This is a genomic window from Clostridium pabulibutyricum, assembly GCF_058242705.1.
The window spans coordinates 292247-308153 of the sequence record NZ_JBZAYZ010000002.1 but is presented as its reverse complement, the minus strand read 5'-3'; the positions used below and the strand labels follow the sequence as shown (position 1 = coordinate 308153).

18 protein-coding genes are annotated in these 15907 nt (G+C 32.3%); 13 read left to right on the top strand and 5 right to left on the bottom strand.

The features are described from left to right. Positions 1 to 9 precede the first annotated feature (9 nt). The 6 genes from hydA to AC4CVH_RS04775 all read left to right on the top strand — a co-directional run bounded on the left by hydA (position 10) and on the right by AC4CVH_RS04775 (position 5556). Positions 10 to 1374, top strand: a complete 1365-nt coding sequence (gene hydA / locus AC4CVH_RS04800) for a dihydropyrimidinase (protein WP_490786600.1) — start codon at positions 10 to 12, stop codon at positions 1372 to 1374. A gap of 33 nt (positions 1375 to 1407) precedes the next feature. Continuing rightward, positions 1408 to 1731, top strand: coding sequence for a hypothetical protein (locus AC4CVH_RS04795; protein WP_490786599.1), 324 nt, complete (start codon positions 1408 to 1410; stop codon positions 1729 to 1731). Then, complete coding sequence (gene preA / locus AC4CVH_RS04790) at positions 1728 to 2930, top strand: NAD-dependent dihydropyrimidine dehydrogenase subunit PreA (RefSeq protein ID WP_490786598.1); 1203 nt, start codon at positions 1728 to 1730, stop codon at positions 2928 to 2930. Before AC4CVH_RS04795 ends, preA begins: the two co-directional genes overlap by 4 nt. Before the next feature lie 78 nt (positions 2931 to 3008). Continuing rightward, entirely contained in the window at positions 3009 to 3836 is an 828-nt protein-coding gene (locus AC4CVH_RS04785) for a 5'-methylthioadenosine/S-adenosylhomocysteine nucleosidase family protein (protein WP_490786597.1), read from the top strand. Continuing rightward, positions 3802 to 4812, top strand: a complete 1011-nt coding sequence (locus AC4CVH_RS04780) for an SPL family radical SAM protein (RefSeq protein WP_490786596.1) — start codon at positions 3802 to 3804, stop codon at positions 4810 to 4812. The genes AC4CVH_RS04785 and AC4CVH_RS04780 overlap by 35 nt, the downstream gene beginning before the upstream one ends. A gap of 27 nt (positions 4813 to 4839) precedes the next feature. Next, positions 4840 to 5556 carry an SDR family oxidoreductase gene (locus tag AC4CVH_RS04775; protein WP_490786595.1) on the top strand — a complete coding sequence of 239 codons (717 nt, stop codon included), beginning with the start codon at positions 4840 to 4842 and terminating at the stop codon, positions 5554 to 5556. A gap of 22 nt (positions 5557 to 5578) precedes the next feature. Here the strand turns inward: AC4CVH_RS04775 and AC4CVH_RS04770 are convergent, their stop codons facing one another. The 3 genes from AC4CVH_RS04770 to AC4CVH_RS04760 are packed head-to-tail and all read right to left on the bottom strand — an operon-like array spanning position 5579 to position 8912. Next, positions 5579 to 6652, bottom strand: a complete 1074-nt coding sequence (locus AC4CVH_RS04770) for a glycosyltransferase (RefSeq protein WP_490786594.1) — start codon at positions 6650 to 6652, stop codon at positions 5579 to 5581. A gap of 3 nt (positions 6653 to 6655) precedes the next feature. Continuing rightward, the gene (locus tag AC4CVH_RS04765; RefSeq protein WP_490786593.1) at positions 6656 to 7825 is read right to left on the bottom strand and encodes a glycosyltransferase family 4 protein; all 1170 of its coding nucleotides are present in this window, start codon (positions 7823 to 7825) and stop codon (positions 6656 to 6658) included. A gap of 25 nt (positions 7826 to 7850) precedes the next feature. Next, the gene (locus AC4CVH_RS04760; protein WP_490786592.1) at positions 7851 to 8912 is read right to left on the bottom strand and encodes a nucleotidyltransferase family protein; all 1062 of its coding nucleotides are present in this window, start codon (positions 8910 to 8912) and stop codon (positions 7851 to 7853) included. A 468-nt stretch (positions 8913 to 9380) separates the two neighbouring features. Here AC4CVH_RS04760 and AC4CVH_RS04755 point away from each other — a divergent pair, with 468 nt between their 5' ends. The 4 genes from AC4CVH_RS04755 to AC4CVH_RS04740 all read left to right on the top strand — a co-directional run bounded on the left by AC4CVH_RS04755 (position 9381) and on the right by AC4CVH_RS04740 (position 12082). After that, the gene (locus tag AC4CVH_RS04755; RefSeq protein ID WP_490786591.1) at positions 9381 to 10376 is read left to right on the top strand and encodes an ABC transporter substrate-binding protein; all 996 of its coding nucleotides are present in this window, start codon (positions 9381 to 9383) and stop codon (positions 10374 to 10376) included. Beyond that, on the top strand, positions 10339 to 11097 hold the full coding sequence (locus tag AC4CVH_RS04750; protein ID WP_490786590.1) for an ABC transporter permease: 759 nt from the start codon (positions 10339 to 10341) through the stop codon (positions 11095 to 11097). Before AC4CVH_RS04755 ends, AC4CVH_RS04750 begins: the two co-directional genes overlap by 38 nt. Before the next feature lie 35 nt (positions 11098 to 11132). Continuing rightward, positions 11133 to 11747, top strand: coding sequence for an ABC transporter ATP-binding protein (locus AC4CVH_RS04745; protein WP_490786589.1), 615 nt, complete (start codon positions 11133 to 11135; stop codon positions 11745 to 11747). Between the two features lie 104 nt (positions 11748 to 11851). Next, on the top strand, positions 11852 to 12082 hold the full coding sequence (locus AC4CVH_RS04740) for a glutaredoxin family protein (protein WP_490786588.1): 231 nt from the start codon (positions 11852 to 11854) through the stop codon (positions 12080 to 12082). Positions 12083 to 12118: 36 nt separating this feature from the next. Here the strand turns inward: AC4CVH_RS04740 and AC4CVH_RS04735 are convergent, their stop codons facing one another. Both AC4CVH_RS04735 and greA read right to left on the bottom strand, forming a co-directional pair. After that, on the bottom strand, positions 12119 to 12964 hold the full coding sequence (locus AC4CVH_RS04735; RefSeq protein ID WP_490786587.1) for a YitT family protein: 846 nt from the start codon (positions 12962 to 12964) through the stop codon (positions 12119 to 12121). A gap of 183 nt (positions 12965 to 13147) precedes the next feature. After that, entirely contained in the window at positions 13148 to 13612 is a 465-nt protein-coding gene (greA, locus tag AC4CVH_RS04730) for a transcription elongation factor GreA (protein ID WP_490786586.1), read from the bottom strand. 341 nt (positions 13613 to 13953) lie between these two features. Between greA and AC4CVH_RS04725 the strand changes: the two genes are divergently transcribed. Genes AC4CVH_RS04725 through AC4CVH_RS04715 form a run of 3 tightly spaced genes read left to right on the top strand, consistent with a single transcriptional unit; the run spans position 13954 to position 15899 of the window. After that, positions 13954 to 14334: a response regulator gene (locus tag AC4CVH_RS04725; protein ID WP_490786585.1), complete on the top strand. Its 381-nt coding sequence runs from the start codon at positions 13954 to 13956 to the stop codon at positions 14332 to 14334. Then, positions 14321 to 14962, top strand: coding sequence for a chemotaxis protein CheC (locus tag AC4CVH_RS04720; protein WP_490786584.1), 642 nt, complete (start codon positions 14321 to 14323; stop codon positions 14960 to 14962). Before AC4CVH_RS04725 ends, AC4CVH_RS04720 begins: the two co-directional genes overlap by 14 nt. Further along, entirely contained in the window at positions 14955 to 15899 is a 945-nt protein-coding gene (locus tag AC4CVH_RS04715) for a diguanylate cyclase domain-containing protein (RefSeq protein ID WP_490786583.1), read from the top strand. Before AC4CVH_RS04720 ends, AC4CVH_RS04715 begins: the two co-directional genes overlap by 8 nt. Positions 15900 to 15907 lie beyond the last annotated feature (8 nt).

Sequence of the window (15907 nt, the reverse complement as noted above, 5' to 3'; positions counted from 1 at the left end):
TTTTATAATATGGATACAATTATAAAAAATGGTACTGTAATAACTGCTTTAGATACTTATAAAGCTGATATAGGCATAGAAAATGGAAAAATAACAGCTATAGCTTCAAACTTGACTGATGCAGGTGCAAAAATTGTGGATGCATCTGGAAAATATGTTATTCCAGGAGCTATAGATGGACATACTCATCTTGAAATGCCTTTTGGAGGAACTGTATCTGCTGACAACTATGAAGCTGGTACAAGAGCTGCAGCATGTGGGGGAACTACTACTGTATTTGATTTTGCACTTCAAAGAAAGGGTCAGGGAATACTTGAAATTGCAAAGGAAAGGGATGAACTTTGTGCTCCACAAGCATGTGTGGATTATGCTTTTCATGTTGTAATATCAGACCTTAGACAGGAAGTTCTGGATGAATTCAAAACTGCTGTAGATTTTGGAATCCCAAGTTTTAAAGTTTATATGGTATATAAAAAAGAAGGGCTTATGGCAGATGATGGACTTTTATACAAGGTTCTTGAAAAATCAAAGGAAGTCGGGGCAATAATAGCTGTTCATGCAGAAAACCCTGATTTGATAGACATAAGAACAGAAAAGCTTTTAAAAGAAGGAAAGACTTCTGCATGGTATCATTACTTGTCAAGGCCGGAATTTGTAGAGGCTGAAGCGGACAAGAGAGCAATACACTGGGCAAAGGAATTAAATGCTCCTCTTTATATAGTTCATCTTGCAAACAAGGAAGGTATGGAAGAAGTAAAAAAGGCTAGAGACGAAGGCTATGAAATATATGCAGAGACATGTCCTCAGTATCTTCATTTTACAGATGAAGTATTCAAAAGAGAAGACGGAAGAAATTTTGTATGTTCTCCTCCGATGAAGGGAGCAGAAAGTCAAAAAGCACTTTGGGATGGTATAAAAACAGGAGATATTTCAACTATTGCGACTGACCACTGTCCATTCCAGTCCTATGAAAAAGACTGGGGTATAGATGATTTTACAAAGATACTAAATGGATGCATGGGTATAGAAAATATGTATCCATATATGTTAAGTAAAGCAAATGAGGGAAAAATATCTTTCAATAAGGCAATTGAACTTTGTGCATATAATCCTGCAAAGATATATGGCTGTGTACCACAAAAGGGAAGTATTGCAGTTGGCGGCGATGCCGATATAGTTGTCTACGATCCTAATAAAAAGTTTACGGTGTCAAAGGATAATATGCATTCAGATGTTGATTATACCATTTGGGAAGGTCTTGAGTTAAAGGGATATCCTGTTATGACATTTTCAAGAGGAAAACTTGTGTTTAAAGATGGAGAATTCCTTGGAAAACCTGGATGGGGAAAATTTATAAAGAGAAGTAGAAAGTAGACATACTAGAACTAATTCAAGGAGGCTTTCAATATGGCTAATAATATGAGATTTACAAAATTAATAGAGGAATCATCAAGATGCCTTTTATGCTATGATCCGCCATGCAGCAAAATGTGTCCTGCAGAAAGGGATCCCGCCTCAGTTATAATGTCTTTGAGGTTTAAAAATTATAAAGGAGCTTTTTTAAAGGCAAGTAAGAGTTTCAAAGACAAAGGACCATGTGGGGAAGCCTGTAACAATCAAATGTATTGTCAGAGAAATTGTATAAGGGGAAAAATGGACAGCCCTATAAAAGTAAGAATAGTTCAAGAAATACTTTGTAGTGGAGATATAGCCGAGGAGGTAGAAAAATGAATGATATGTCAATAGAATTTTCCAGAGTGAAATGTGAAAATCCATTTTTTTTATCATCTTCAGTAGTGGCAAGCAGCTATGAAATGTGTGAAAAGGCTCTTGAAATGGGCTGGGCTGGTATTGTATTTAAAACCATAGGATTTTATATTCCAGATGAGGTGTCCCCAAGATTTGATATAATGGGAAAAGAAAATACGCCCTTTGTAGGACTCAGAAATCTAGAACAGATCTCTGACCATCCCTTGGAAGAAAATTTGGAATGTATGAAAAAACTAAAAGAGAATTATCCTGAAAAAGTTATCGTTGCTTCAATAATGGGAGAAACTGAAAAGGAATGGACAAAACTTGCAAAAATGGTTACAGAGGCAGGCTGTGATATGATAGAATGTAATTTTTCATGTCCCCAGATGATACTTGAATCCATGGGTGCAGATGTAGGTCAGAGTCCTGAACTTGTAGAAAAATACTGCAGAGCTGTGCGGAAGGGAACAAATATTCCAATTCTTGCGAAGATGACTCCAAATATAACAAATATGATAGTTCCGGCTGAAGCTTCAATAAAAGGAGGAGCAGATGCACTGGCTGCTATAAATACTATAAAAAGTATAACAAGAGTAAATCTTGATGATTTGACTCCATATCCAACTGTTAACGGAAAATCTTCTGTTTCTGGATATTCTGGAAAAGCAGTAAAGCCTATTGCACTTAGATTCATACATGAAATGGCAGTTGATCCAAGCCTTGAAAATGTACCAATAAGCGGCATGGGCGGAATTGAGACTTGGAGAGATACTGTTGAATTTATACTTCTTGGAGCTTCAAACATACAAATAACAACAGCAGTTATGCAGTATGGATACAGAATAATATACGATCTTAAAGATGGATTAAGCAATTATATGGAGGAAAAGGGTTTTAAAAATCTAAGTGATATGGTAGGTATTGCAAATAAAAATATAGTATCTACAGACAAACTTGACAGGTCATATATAATATATCCAGAATTTGAGGACTATAATTGTATTGGATGCGGAAGGTGTTATATTTCCTGCTATGATGGAGGACATCAAGCTATAAAGTGGGATTTTCAAAATAGAAAGCCGAATCTTTTAAAAGATAAATGTGTTGGATGCCATTTGTGCAGTAACGTGTGTCCAGTAGAAGACATAGGCTTTGGAGAAAAAGTTTATAAAAAGTAAAATTTGTCTAACACATCATTTTGTTATATTATAATAAAATGGTGTATTATTTTTAATAAAAATTAAAGAGGTAATAAAATGATATTTTTAGCAGCAGCACTATATAATGAAGCAAAAATTTTTATAGAAAAATTTTCATTGAAAAGGTGCAGTGAAATAAACAAGTTTCAGGTATTCAAAAATGAGGATATTGTCCTTGTTATTACAGGTACAGGAGGAATAAATGCGGCATGTGCCTGTACGTATGTAATAAGCAGATTTAATGTTGAAAAATATGATACTTTTATAAATGTAGGAATATGTGGAAGCATTTCAAAGAATGCAGCACTTGGGAAGACCATTCTTGTAAATAAAATAATGGATGGTGACAGCAAAAAGGCATTTTATCCGGATATACTATTTGAACATCCTTTTCTCGAGGGTTCTATTGAAAGTTTTAGTGTGCCTGTGAAGTATAAACAGGACGTAAAAGCAGATTTTGTGGATATGGAGTCTGCAGGATTTTTTCAATCAGTATCAAAGTTCATACCTCCACATAGAATTTATTGTATAAAAATTGTATCTGATTACATGGAGAATTGTAAAATTACAGGAGATGATGTCAAAAAACTTTTGAGAATGGCATCGACTTCCATAGTTAATTGGATTATGCAGCTAAAGAACAGTGCCATAAGGGCAAATAATATTTTGGATGGACGTGATATGGACTATATAGAAGATACTGCAGCAAGTTTAAAACTTTCAACTACAATGAAGCATGAGTTGAAAAAACTTTCCACAAATTACAAAGTTCTCGGAGGCAACCTTGTTCTTGCACTGGAACCATTTACTCAAATTATGTGCGAGTCTAAGCAGGAAGGAAAGATATACTTTGAACAACTTAAAAAACAATTTGAAGTACTCTAGTTTTTCACATATATATGTTGAAGAAAAGGCTCTTAAGTACAATGTGGCAAGAAAAATACTGCAAAAATTCAAAACATCCACGGTAATTAAAATAAACCATTATAAAGATGTATTTAATAGAAAAAATCAGGACTTTTCCATGCAAAAGAAGTCCCCGAAGCTTATATTGGCAGTTAAAGATCAAAATTTAATATACAGAGGAGCAAAGGTATGTGAAGATTTTGGAAATCAGTATTTTTATTATACATCATCTATAATGAACTGTCTGTACGATTGCGAGTATTGTTATCTTAGAGGAATGTATCCTTCTGCAAACATAGTTGTGTTTGTAAATATTGAAGATGTGTTTTTGGAATTAGAGAAAATTTTAGAGAAACATCCAGTATATCTTTGTATATCTTATGATACAGATTTACTTGCGTTTGAAAATATAACCGGATTTGTATCAAGGTGGATTAATTTTGTACGAAAACATGAGAGACTGAGCATAGAGATAAGGACGAAAAGTACGAATTTTAAGAGCATAAAGGATTTCTCACCATATGAAAGGGTAATACTTGCATGGACATTTTCACCAGAGGAAATATCAAAGGAATATGAAGTTGGATCACCATCATTTACCAAACGGCTTTATAGTGCGAAGCAGGCAGTAGATGCAGGATGGAAAATAAGAATATGCTTTGATCCACTTCTGTATGTGAAAGATTGGAAAACAATTTATGCAAAGTGTGTGGAGAATACCTTCAAGGTTATACCATGCCAAAATGTCAGGGATATAAGCGTAGGTACATTCAGAGTTTCAAAGGAATATTTTAAAAATATGAAAAAGTCAAATCCGACATCACGGATACTTGCGTATCCATTTGTAAATGAACAGGGAGTGTTTACATACTCGAAAGAGCATACGGATGAAATGATGAATTTTATGAGCAGCATTTTATCACAAATTGTTGAAAAAGATAAAATATTCATATAGAATGAATGAAGTTAAGGAGTGGACATTATGAAATCCGCAATTGTAACAGGAGCGTCTTCTGGAATAGGGGAGGAGATATCAAAGCTTCTTCTTTTAAAGGGATATAAGGTTTATGGTTTTGGAAGGGATTTTTCAAAGTCAAATGTACAAAATCGGAATTTTATTCAAGAGGTATGTGACCTTCGGGAAATCAATCAACTGTGCAGGATTGTTGATGATATAAAATTAAAGGATAAGAGTATAGAACTTCTTGTAAATAATGCAGGAATTGGATATTTTGGTCCGCATGAAGAATTAAATCCAGAAAAAATTCATGACATGGTATGTGTAAATCTTGAAGCCCCAATGATACTTTCAAATATTCTGCTTAGAAATTTAAAGAAAAACAAGGGTACCATAATAAATATATCGTCAGTTACTGCAAATGAAACAAGTACATATGGATGTGCATATTCTGCAACAAAATCAGGGATTACTCATTTTGGAGAAAGTCTTTTTGCAGAAGTGAGAAAGACTGGAGTTAAGATAATAAATGTTCATCCGGATATTACAAGATCGAATTTCTATAGAAGTTCTAATTTTATGGAAGATTCTAGTGACAAGTGTGCATATATGGAGGCTTTGGATGTTGCAATGGTTGTGAAATATATAATTGAAATGAATCCAAATATGGTAGTTACAGATATAAGCCTAAAGCCTCAGAAACACAAGATAAAGAGAAAGAAGGTGCACCAGAGGGAGTAAAATCCCAGGAGTGCAGACTACTTTAGATTTCACATACAAGTTGTGTTAGTATTTTTGAAATTATACTTTCGGCACCGGAATTGAGATTTATTTCAGATTCCGTTATTCCATCAAAACAACCTTTCGTTACAGGATTTACAAGGGACGTCATTTTTGAATTTTTTCCGGTAAACCACTTTAAACAAAGATTCAATCTTGTTTTGTAGAGTGTATTACCGGTGGTTTTATAAGCTTCCTTGTAAAGTAATGCACTGCTGCAGGCTTCCACAGGCTGTTCATCAAATTCAGCAGGTGATGTATCACCTTTTTTGTACCAGCCTTTACACCCAACGGGCTTGAAAAAGTCATTTTTAAAATGAACTTTGTCCAAGAAGCTTAATGATTTAGTGGCTGTTAAAAGGTATTTTTTATCTTTTGTTATATGATAACTTTTTATCAGACTGAACGGTATTATTGAATTTGAATAGGTAAGTTGGCTGTCATACCATGACCAGCATTCATCTGAGTTTTTTGTAAAACTGCTGCAGATATGATCGGACAATGAAGTTATTTGCTGCATTGAAGTATTTTTAATTGAAATCAGTTTATCTCTTTTGCACCCGAAATCATTTATAATGCTGGAGGTTATAGAGGCATAAACTAGGCATAAACCAATTAATGAATAAGCCATGCCGTGAAGCGAAGATAGTTTATTTGATTGTTTTATGGCACTTTTTACAAGCTTAAGTGAAGAATATTTTATGTTTTTATCAAGAAATTTTGAATTCATTGTAAATCCAAGACTCCACAGGCATCTTCCAAAGCAATCCTCGGAGCCTCTTTCCTCTATAAAATTTCTGTTGTAGTTCATAAAATTTTTGAAATAACCGTCATCGTTTTGAGCATATGTCAAAAATGAGAGATATACAAATATAAGTTTTAAATATTTAGTACTTCTATATTTTTCATACAACATTACAGCGCATATAAGCGCTCTCGCATTGTCATCTGTTGTGTATCCGGATTTGGGATCAGGTACGGCGAAATTACTGTGTTGTATCATTCCAGTGTCATCCGTCATCAGAAAAAGAGGATAAGCATCTGATTCAGTAAACATTTGTTACACCACCTGTTTTTTATATTCGTTATTTTTTATAATTTCATTGAATAGGTCATTATACTTTTCTGTTATTTTTGGCCACCTCATGTTTTTACCTAGATTAAGCATGTTTTTTTCCATATACAGTCTTCTTTCCGGATTATCAAGCAAGTACTCGATTGAATTGTAAAGTGAGTCCGAATTTTTAAATTCTGCAAGAACGCCCCGCCTGTTTTTAAGCATTTCCCGTGCATATCTATAAGGTGTTGAAACTATTGCTTTTCCATATCCTACAGCGTATGCAAGAGTTCCACTCACCGATTGTTCTTCGCCGAGATAGGGTGTCATGTATATGTCGGACATTGCAAGATAGTCCACTATTTCCTGTTTTGTAAGGTATTTGTTGATAAATGTTACGTTATTTTCTATTGAAAGGGATTTTACAATATCCTTTAGATTGTCCCTGTATGTTTCACCGTATTTTTCCTGTATGCAGGGGTGAGTCTTACCAAGTATGAGATATATGGCTTCAGGGTGCTTTTTTGCAACCTTCCCCATGGACTCTATTGCATATTCTATTCCTTTGCCTGGACTAATAAGTCCAAATGTACTTATTATGCTGTTTTTTTCATAACCGAATTTTTTCTTTAGATTTTTACGACTGTCCACAGTTAGATCCGGTACGCCGTGATGTATGAGTTTGATTTTGCCTTTTGGTATATTATAGACACTTTCAAGTATGTTCTCTGAATTTTTGGACATAATTATCAATTTCTGACTTTTCACTCCAAGTTCATGCACTATTTCTTTTTGTTTTTCATCTGGGTTTGAGAGTATTGTATGAAGTGTTGTGACAAAAGGAATTTTGAGATTATTTATGAAATCAAGCAGGTAATCTCCGGCGCTGCCTCCGTATATTCCATATTCATGTTCTATAACTACAAGGTCGGTATTTGATTCGTTTAACTTTTTAGCTGACATGATATAATCACTTTTTTTAAATTGATTTAAAGTAAGAAGTACTTCATTTCCATACTCATAGTATTTGTCGTTTATAGCAGCTATTTTATATGAATTTAGCGGATATTCGGCTTTTAAATTTTTTACAAGGTCTTCGGTAAAGGTTGCTATTCCACATTGTCTTGGAGAATATGTGCTTAGAAACACTATATTTTTATCCAAATAAATCACTCCTCTAAATATGTTCTTAAAAATTTCATATAGCAAGTAAATCGTTGTTGTAATCGCTTGAAGAACAAACTTTGTTTTCAATACTGCAGTAGGGCTTTACATTATAGCTTGATGTAATTACAGTGTTTGTAAGATTTACATTTCTTGCTATATTTACATTATTCCACAATATGCTTTTATATATACTGCTGTTTAAGTGTATTACTGAATTGCTTCCTATAATTGTGTAAGGTCCAATATTACAATGCTCTTCTATAGTTACATTGTTTCCTATAAATATAGGACCCGTCATGTCTATATTTGGGCTTATATTTATATTATTGCCTTTTATTACTAAATTATTTATTTCAAAATCAGGATTTTTTTTCATTATAGTTTTATACTGGCTTAAGAATATATCTTCATGAGCTTTTATATATTTTTTCAGAGTGCCTATGTCAAGCCAGTAATCGGAATATTTATAGGCACACATTTTATACCCTTTTTTTAAAAGAAGAGGATATGTATCTTTTTCTATGGATACAATTTTGTTTTTTGGTATTTCTTTTAATACTTCCGGTTCAAAAATATATACTCCGGCATTTATCCATTTTGAATTGCTGTCACCTTTTTTTGGCTTTTCTTTAAATGCAGTTATATAATTTGATGAATCGAATTCTATAACGCCGTATTGTGAAGGATCTGAAACTTCTGTCATGGCTATTGAAATTTTGGCGTGCTTGCTTTTATGATATTTTATGAAATTGTCATAAGGTATATTACATACTACGTCGGAATTTAAAACAAGAAAGGTATCGTTAAAAAATCTCTCTGAATTTTTTATGGCACCGCCGGTGCCGAGAGGAATATCTTCCGAAATATAGTATATCCTTACTCCGAACTTTTTGCCGTCACCTATATAGTTTTTTATATAGTCTGATTTATAACATGTACTTATTATGAATTCATCTACACCACATTTTTTTAATTTGTATATAGTCCTTTCAAGGAGAGGAGTACCCATGATTGGCACCATAGGTTTTGGAAGATTATCAGTTAATGGTCTCAATCGTGTACCTCTGCCACCTGCTAAAAGTAATGCTTTCATTTAAATTCCCCCTATAAGAAAATAATTTTTTGTATGCCGAACAAAGCATATGAATTATAACGACTATGTCAGAAAAAATATCAAATGGTATTAATTTTGAATTTTTATATAGTTTATGAAGGTCTTTAGAATGATTTAAAAGATCTTTTAAAGTAGAAAATTACCAAGATAAATGCTGGATATCAAACTGTTGAGTAATAATATCAGTTAAGATATGGTATTTAAGTTGTAAGTCAATTTATATATCTTGACGGTACATTAGCACTCAAACGCAGTGACTGCTAATGAATATATTCTACTTCATGTACATTATGATGTCAAGTTTTTGTTAAATTTATCATTATAACCCTATTATATGAATATGAAATATAATTAGATAAAAGTACATATTGCTCATAGAAATGGAAATTAAGTTGATATATAATATACCTGTAGATTAAATACTCATGTTAAAATTGGAGGAATATTATGAAGAATAGATATAAATATGTTTTTATTTTGATGGTTGTTTTTGTATTTTCATTATTTGCAGGAGGATGCTCTGGAAATTCGGCTTCGAATAATAATGCTAAACCAAAGATAAAAGTTGCTGCATTGAAGGGGCCAACGGGAATCGGAATGGTGAAACTTATGGAAAGCTATAAATCCGATTATGATATTTCTGTATATGATTCGGCGGACCAGATAGTTTCAAAAGTGGTAAAGGGAGAAGTTGATGTAGCAGCGGTACCTTCAAACATTGCGTCTGTTTTATATAACAAGACCAAAAAAAATGTGAAGCTGGCGGGAATAAACACGCTTGGAGTTTTATATGTTGTTCAAAATGGAAATTCGGTTAAGAGTATCGGCGATTTGAAGGGTAAAACGGTTTATGCAAGTGGAAAAGGCTCTGTTCCCGAGTTTGCATTTAATTACATACTTGAACAAAATGGATTAGATCCACAAAAAGATGTAGATATAAATTATAAAATGAGTCATAGTGATCTTTCAGCAGCAGTGGCTTCCAAAAAGGTAGATATTGCCGTTCTCCCGGAACCTTTTGTTACTACCACTAAAATAAAGGACAAAGACCTTAATGTAGCTCTTGACCTTACAAAAGAATGGGACAAAGTGTCCAAGGGAAAGAGCAGCTTGATTATGGGGACTATTATTTTCAGCAAAAATTTTGCAGACAATAAAGATGGAGCGGCAGACAAATTTTTAAAAAGATATGAGGAGTCAGTTAAATTTGTAAATAAGGATACAAAGGCTGCCTCAAAACTTGTTGAAAAATATGGAATAATTCCGAAAGCCACGATTGCAAACATTGCTATACCAAGATGCAATATAGTTTATATAAATGCACAGAAAGGCAAAGGTATGCTTGACAATTTTTACAATGTATTGATGAAGGACAATCCTAAGTCTATTGGAGGGAAATTGCCTGATGAAAATTTCTATTATAGTGAAGGCAAAAACAATTAAAAAAATTTGTGTGATTTTATTTTGGGTGGTGCTTTGGGAGATATGTTCTCTCCTCATAGGAAATGTAATTTTGATGCCATCGCCTTTTCAAGTTATAAAAGCCCTTGTTCTCCTTTCAGGAAAAGCATATTTTTGGAACAGTATTTTATTCAGCCTTTTAAGAGTTCTTGAGGGAATAATTATATCAATAGTTTTTGGAATTTTACTTGGAATAGTTTCAGGACTTAATAATTTAGTAGAAATATTTTTGAATCCTGTTGTTGTACTTGTAAAATCAACACCTATAATATCTGTAATAATAATAGCTCTTGTGTGGTTTAGTTCTTCCAATGTTGTGGTGTTTACCGCGGTTCTTATATGCTTTCCTATAGTATATACGAATGTACTTGAAGGAATAAAAAATGTTGACAAGCAATTAATGGAAATGGCACATATATATAAAGTGAAAAAGAGGTATGTGATAAGATATGTGTATATGCCTCAACTTAGAAGTTACATTGTGTCAGGTATATTTATGTGTCTTGGAATAGGGTGGAAGGTTTCGGTTGCGGCAGAGGTGCTTAGCACACCGAAATATTCGATAGGGATAAATCTTCTTGATTCAAAAAGTATGCTCGATATTCAGGACCTGTTTGCATGGACGGCTATAGTTGTAATATTAAGTTTTTTGTTTGAAAAGTTGTTTAAAATGTTTTTAAATAAATTTAAGATGCATTGTTGATTTATGAGAAAATATTATAATGAAGGAGGGTATTTTTGAACGGGAATTTAAAAGAAAATATTGAAATCGAAATAAAAAACTTATATAAAGTTTATGGAAAAAATAAAATTTTTTATGAATTCAACATGAGATTCATAAAAGGTAAAATTACGATTATTCTTGGAAAATCAGGATGTGGAAAGACAACCCTTCTTAATTTGATATCTGGAATAGATAAAAATTATAGTGGAAATATAATAGTGAGAAGCAGCAAAATAGCTTATATATTTCAGGAAGACAGACTTATAAAAAGCTCCAATGTGTTTGGAAATATTGCTTTTGTATTGAAATCAATCTTAAAAAAGAAAGACATTGAACCTGAAGTTTTGAGGTATCTTAAAATTGTAGAGATGGAAGATTATGCTGAAAAATTTCCAGATGAACTTAGCGGCGGAATGAAAAGGAGAATTGCTCTTGCGAGGGCAATTGCATATAATGGTGATCTTTTGCTTATGGATGAACCTTTCAAAGGTATGGACCACGAATTAAAACAGAGAATTATGAAAAGACTTTTAAAACTTCATGAAGAGAGAAATAATAGTATTGTAATGGTCACGCATGATGGAGATGAAGCAAAAGTCATGGGAGATAATATTTATTCGCTTGATTAATAAAAATTATTAGATGATATTGATTAAACATGCTTTGTATGTTAACATAAATATAGAAACAATTATAATATACTATGTAAAGTTTAATAATGGAGATGATATTAATGGAAAAAGTTGATATATTTACAAGCAGTACGTGTCAGTATTGCAAGATGGCAAAAGAGTTCTTCAAAGAAAATAATGTGGATTTTGTGGAACATAATATAACTACAAATCCAGAGGCAAAGAAGGAACTGATTCAGAAAGGATACAGAGGAGTTCCTGTTATAGTTATAAATGGTGAGTATATAGTTGGATTTGACAAAGGTAAGGTTAGTAATCTTTTGGGATTATAAAAAAAATCATGCACGGCATCAGGCTGTGCATGATTTTTATATTATGCTGGAAAAACCTTCTCCAAGAACTTCGTTTATCTCATTTACAGTTATAAATGACTTACTGTCGGTCTTTATTATAAACTCTTTAAGCTTTAAAAACTGTTTTCTGCTGAGCACTGTGGTTATAACTTCATTATCGTTGTTTTTATATGCTCCTCTTGCATAGTATATAGTGGCACTTCTGTCAAGTTCATTTACTATATAATTTTTTATATCATCACATTTTGAACTGATTATAGCTACGTGCTTATATGTATTTAGAGATAAGATTATCCTGTCTATTAAAGTGGCATTCAGTATTACTCCAAGGATGGCATACATTCCTCTGTCTACTCCAAAGATCAATAAAGCTGCTATGGTTACGATTATGTCTGGAATCAATATACATTTGCCTATACTTATTTTTGTGTATTTGTTTATTATTTTTGCTATTATGTCAGTACCGCCTGTGGAGGCACCTCTGTCAAATACAATTCCCATTCCGACACCGCATATTAATATGCCGAATACGAGCTGGAGCATTGTATCACTGCTGAAAGGCTTTACATTTGGATACAACTTTTGCATTATAAGTATTGTAACAGATACTGAAAAACTGCATAGAACCGTTTTTCCGCCGAAGACTGGGCCTATAAGTATTACTCCAGCTATAAAAAGTATTACTTCGGCACACATCATGAAGAGTCCAATTGGTATATTGGTAAATATACTGTTTACAATTATGGCGGCACCGCTTAATCCACCTGCGGCTATATGACATGGTGCAAGAAAAAAATAGGTTCCAAAAGAAACAAAAAAACATCCCAATAAAAGAAGACATATGTCTTTTAAATTTTTCATTGTCAATTCCTCCCTGAATATTAGGACAATTGATAGGTTAAAAAAGAACATACAAAAATCTAAAGCTAAAACCATGCTCAGATTTATATATGCTCCATTCTATGCGATCAAAATTGTAGAATTTCTTTTAACATATTTAAATATTATAAGTTTAATATATGTATGTGTCAATAATCTATTTTGTTACAATAACTTTTCAATTTTTACTTCGTAATTTCCATCAGGAGATTGAACTGTTGCTTTTTCTCCTACTTTACGTCTGAATAATGATTTACCGAGAGGTGACTCGATACTTATCTTCATGTTTTTCATATCTGCTTCTACGGAACTTACAAGAGTGACTTCCTCAGTTTCATCTATATCATAAAATTTTACCAAGGCTGTTTTATTTATATCGAATAAATCTGCCTCGGAAGAACTTTCTATAATTACGGCAGTTTTAAGTTGATTTTCCAATTCTTGTATTCTTGTCTCTGTCATTGATTGATCGTCTTTTGCAGCACTATAGTCTGCATTTTCACTAAGATCTCCCTGCGCACGGGCAGCTTTTAAAGCAGCTTTTATTTCTACTCTTTTTACCGTTTTCAAGTATTCAAGTTCATCTTCCAACTTTTTCTTGCCGGATTCTGTCAATATTATATTCTGCATAAAAATCACCTACTATTCTAAATTTGTGATATATATAAGTATGGAAAAACTATACTATCAACTATTTTATTATAGTATTAGTAATAAAATAATACAAGGTTTATTTCAATGTATGAACTATGATTAAATTTTACATATGTTATAATAACTATTATGATTTCAAGTTTTAGAGATTTGAATTTATAGGTACTTAATTAAAGGAAAAATGCACAGAATTTTACTGTGAAATTCACTGACTTAATGCTATAATTTTACTGGTAAAGATAGTATTATAAAGTATATTTGAACATTTCACATTGAATTTAGAAATATGTTCTTACAATTGGAGGTATGTAATTGTTATGATAAAGATTTTGATTGTAGATGATTCGGTTTTTTCTCAAAATATAACGGGAAATTTGATAAAAAAATATTTACCAGATACGCAGATATTTTTCGGAAAAGATGGACAAGAAGGGTTTGAAAAATACAAGGAAATAAATCCGGATTATATATTACTCGATTTATTAATGCCGGAGGTTAATGGAGGACAGCTTATAAAACTTATAAAAGAGCAGGATGGCAATGCTAAAATATTTGTAGTTTCAGCAGATGTTCAAAAAAATGTGAGAGAGGAGATTGAATCTCTTGATGTAATCTCTTTTATAAATAAGCCGTTTAATGAAGAAAAGGCAAAATATATATGCGATTATATGAGGAATGATGGACATGAAAATAGATAAGAGTAGTTTAAGGTATGATATACTTAAGGAAATGTTCAATATAAGTTTTGGAAGAGCTGCGAGCATGCTATCGGAAATAACAAACAGAAGAATACTTCTCGATGTACCTGATATAGAAATTTTTGATATAGAAACGGAAAATTTAAATTTAGATAGATTTATTCCGGAAACACTAAAGGGTACACTTATGGTATCCTCTATTTCTTTTGAAGAGAAGCTGGTTGGAAAAGCAAACTTAATTTTCAAAGCTCAAAAGATGAGGAAATTTATAAACTTGTGTTTGCATAAGGAAGATATTGGAGAACATTGTGAAACCAAGTTTACAGATGTTGATTTTGATATTATAAAGGAAGTTGGAAATATCATTTTAAATTCAATGGTCGGGGAAATTGCAAACAATCTTTCTATAAGTTTGAATTATACACTTCCGGAAGTGAATTTATTTGATAGAGATGATTTTAATAAACATATATGCAGTAATCAATTTAAATACATACTGGTATTATATATAACGTTTCTTATAGATGATACTGAGGTGAAGGGTGCCGTGGTAGTTGATTTAACGCTTGCATCACTGAAAGAGGTTATGAAAAAGATAGACATGGTAAAGGATGAATTATATGAATAGAACTTTTTTCAATGTTTTAAATAATATTGATGAAGGAATAGTTATACTTGATGAAAAGTTTGAAATACATCTATGGAACAGGAATATGGAAATTGTAACTAGTATCAAAAGTGACTTTGCAATTGGCAAGAACTTTTACCACATCTTTCCGAATTTAAATAAAGGATATTTTAAAAAAGTAATGACTCAAATAAAAAGTAAGCAATATAATATGTTTTTTGCTGCCGCAATGCATGGAAGATTTATAAATGACAAGTATGACATGAATCTAAAAATAAGCAGCAATATTCAGAAATCTGGGGAGACTTTAATACTCATGGAGTTTATAGATGTTACAAATCAATTTATACAAATAAATAAACTTAAAGAGTATTTGAAAAAATTGTTTAAAGCCAATAAAGCGTTAAAAGACAAGGAGAATATAATAAAAAACCTTGCCTATTATGATCAGCTTACAGGTCTTGCAAATAGAACTTTGTTTTATGAAATGTCAGAGAAAGTTCTGGATGTTGCCAAAAGAAACAACTATTTGATTGGACTTATGTTTATAGATGTTGACAAATTTAAAAATATAAACGATACATATGGACATGAGGTAGGGGACAAGGTACTTGTAAAAGTAGCCGACATATTAAAAAAGTCAACAAGGAAAAATGACATAGTTGCGAGATATGGAGGAGACGAATTTTTAATATTACTGCCTTATATAAAAAATGTAGATAATTATAAATTGATTGCATCAAGAATTATAAATACCAAAAATAAGAGCGTAAGAGTGAATGAAGTAGATATAAATATATCACTCAGCATGGGTTTTAGTTTTTATCCCGGAGATGGGAAACGTGTAGACGAATTGATAATAAATGCAGATAGAGCAATGTACAATGCAAAGGGCAGATATGGCGATGACAACTTTTGCCGCAGGGAATTTGTATAGAGCAAAGA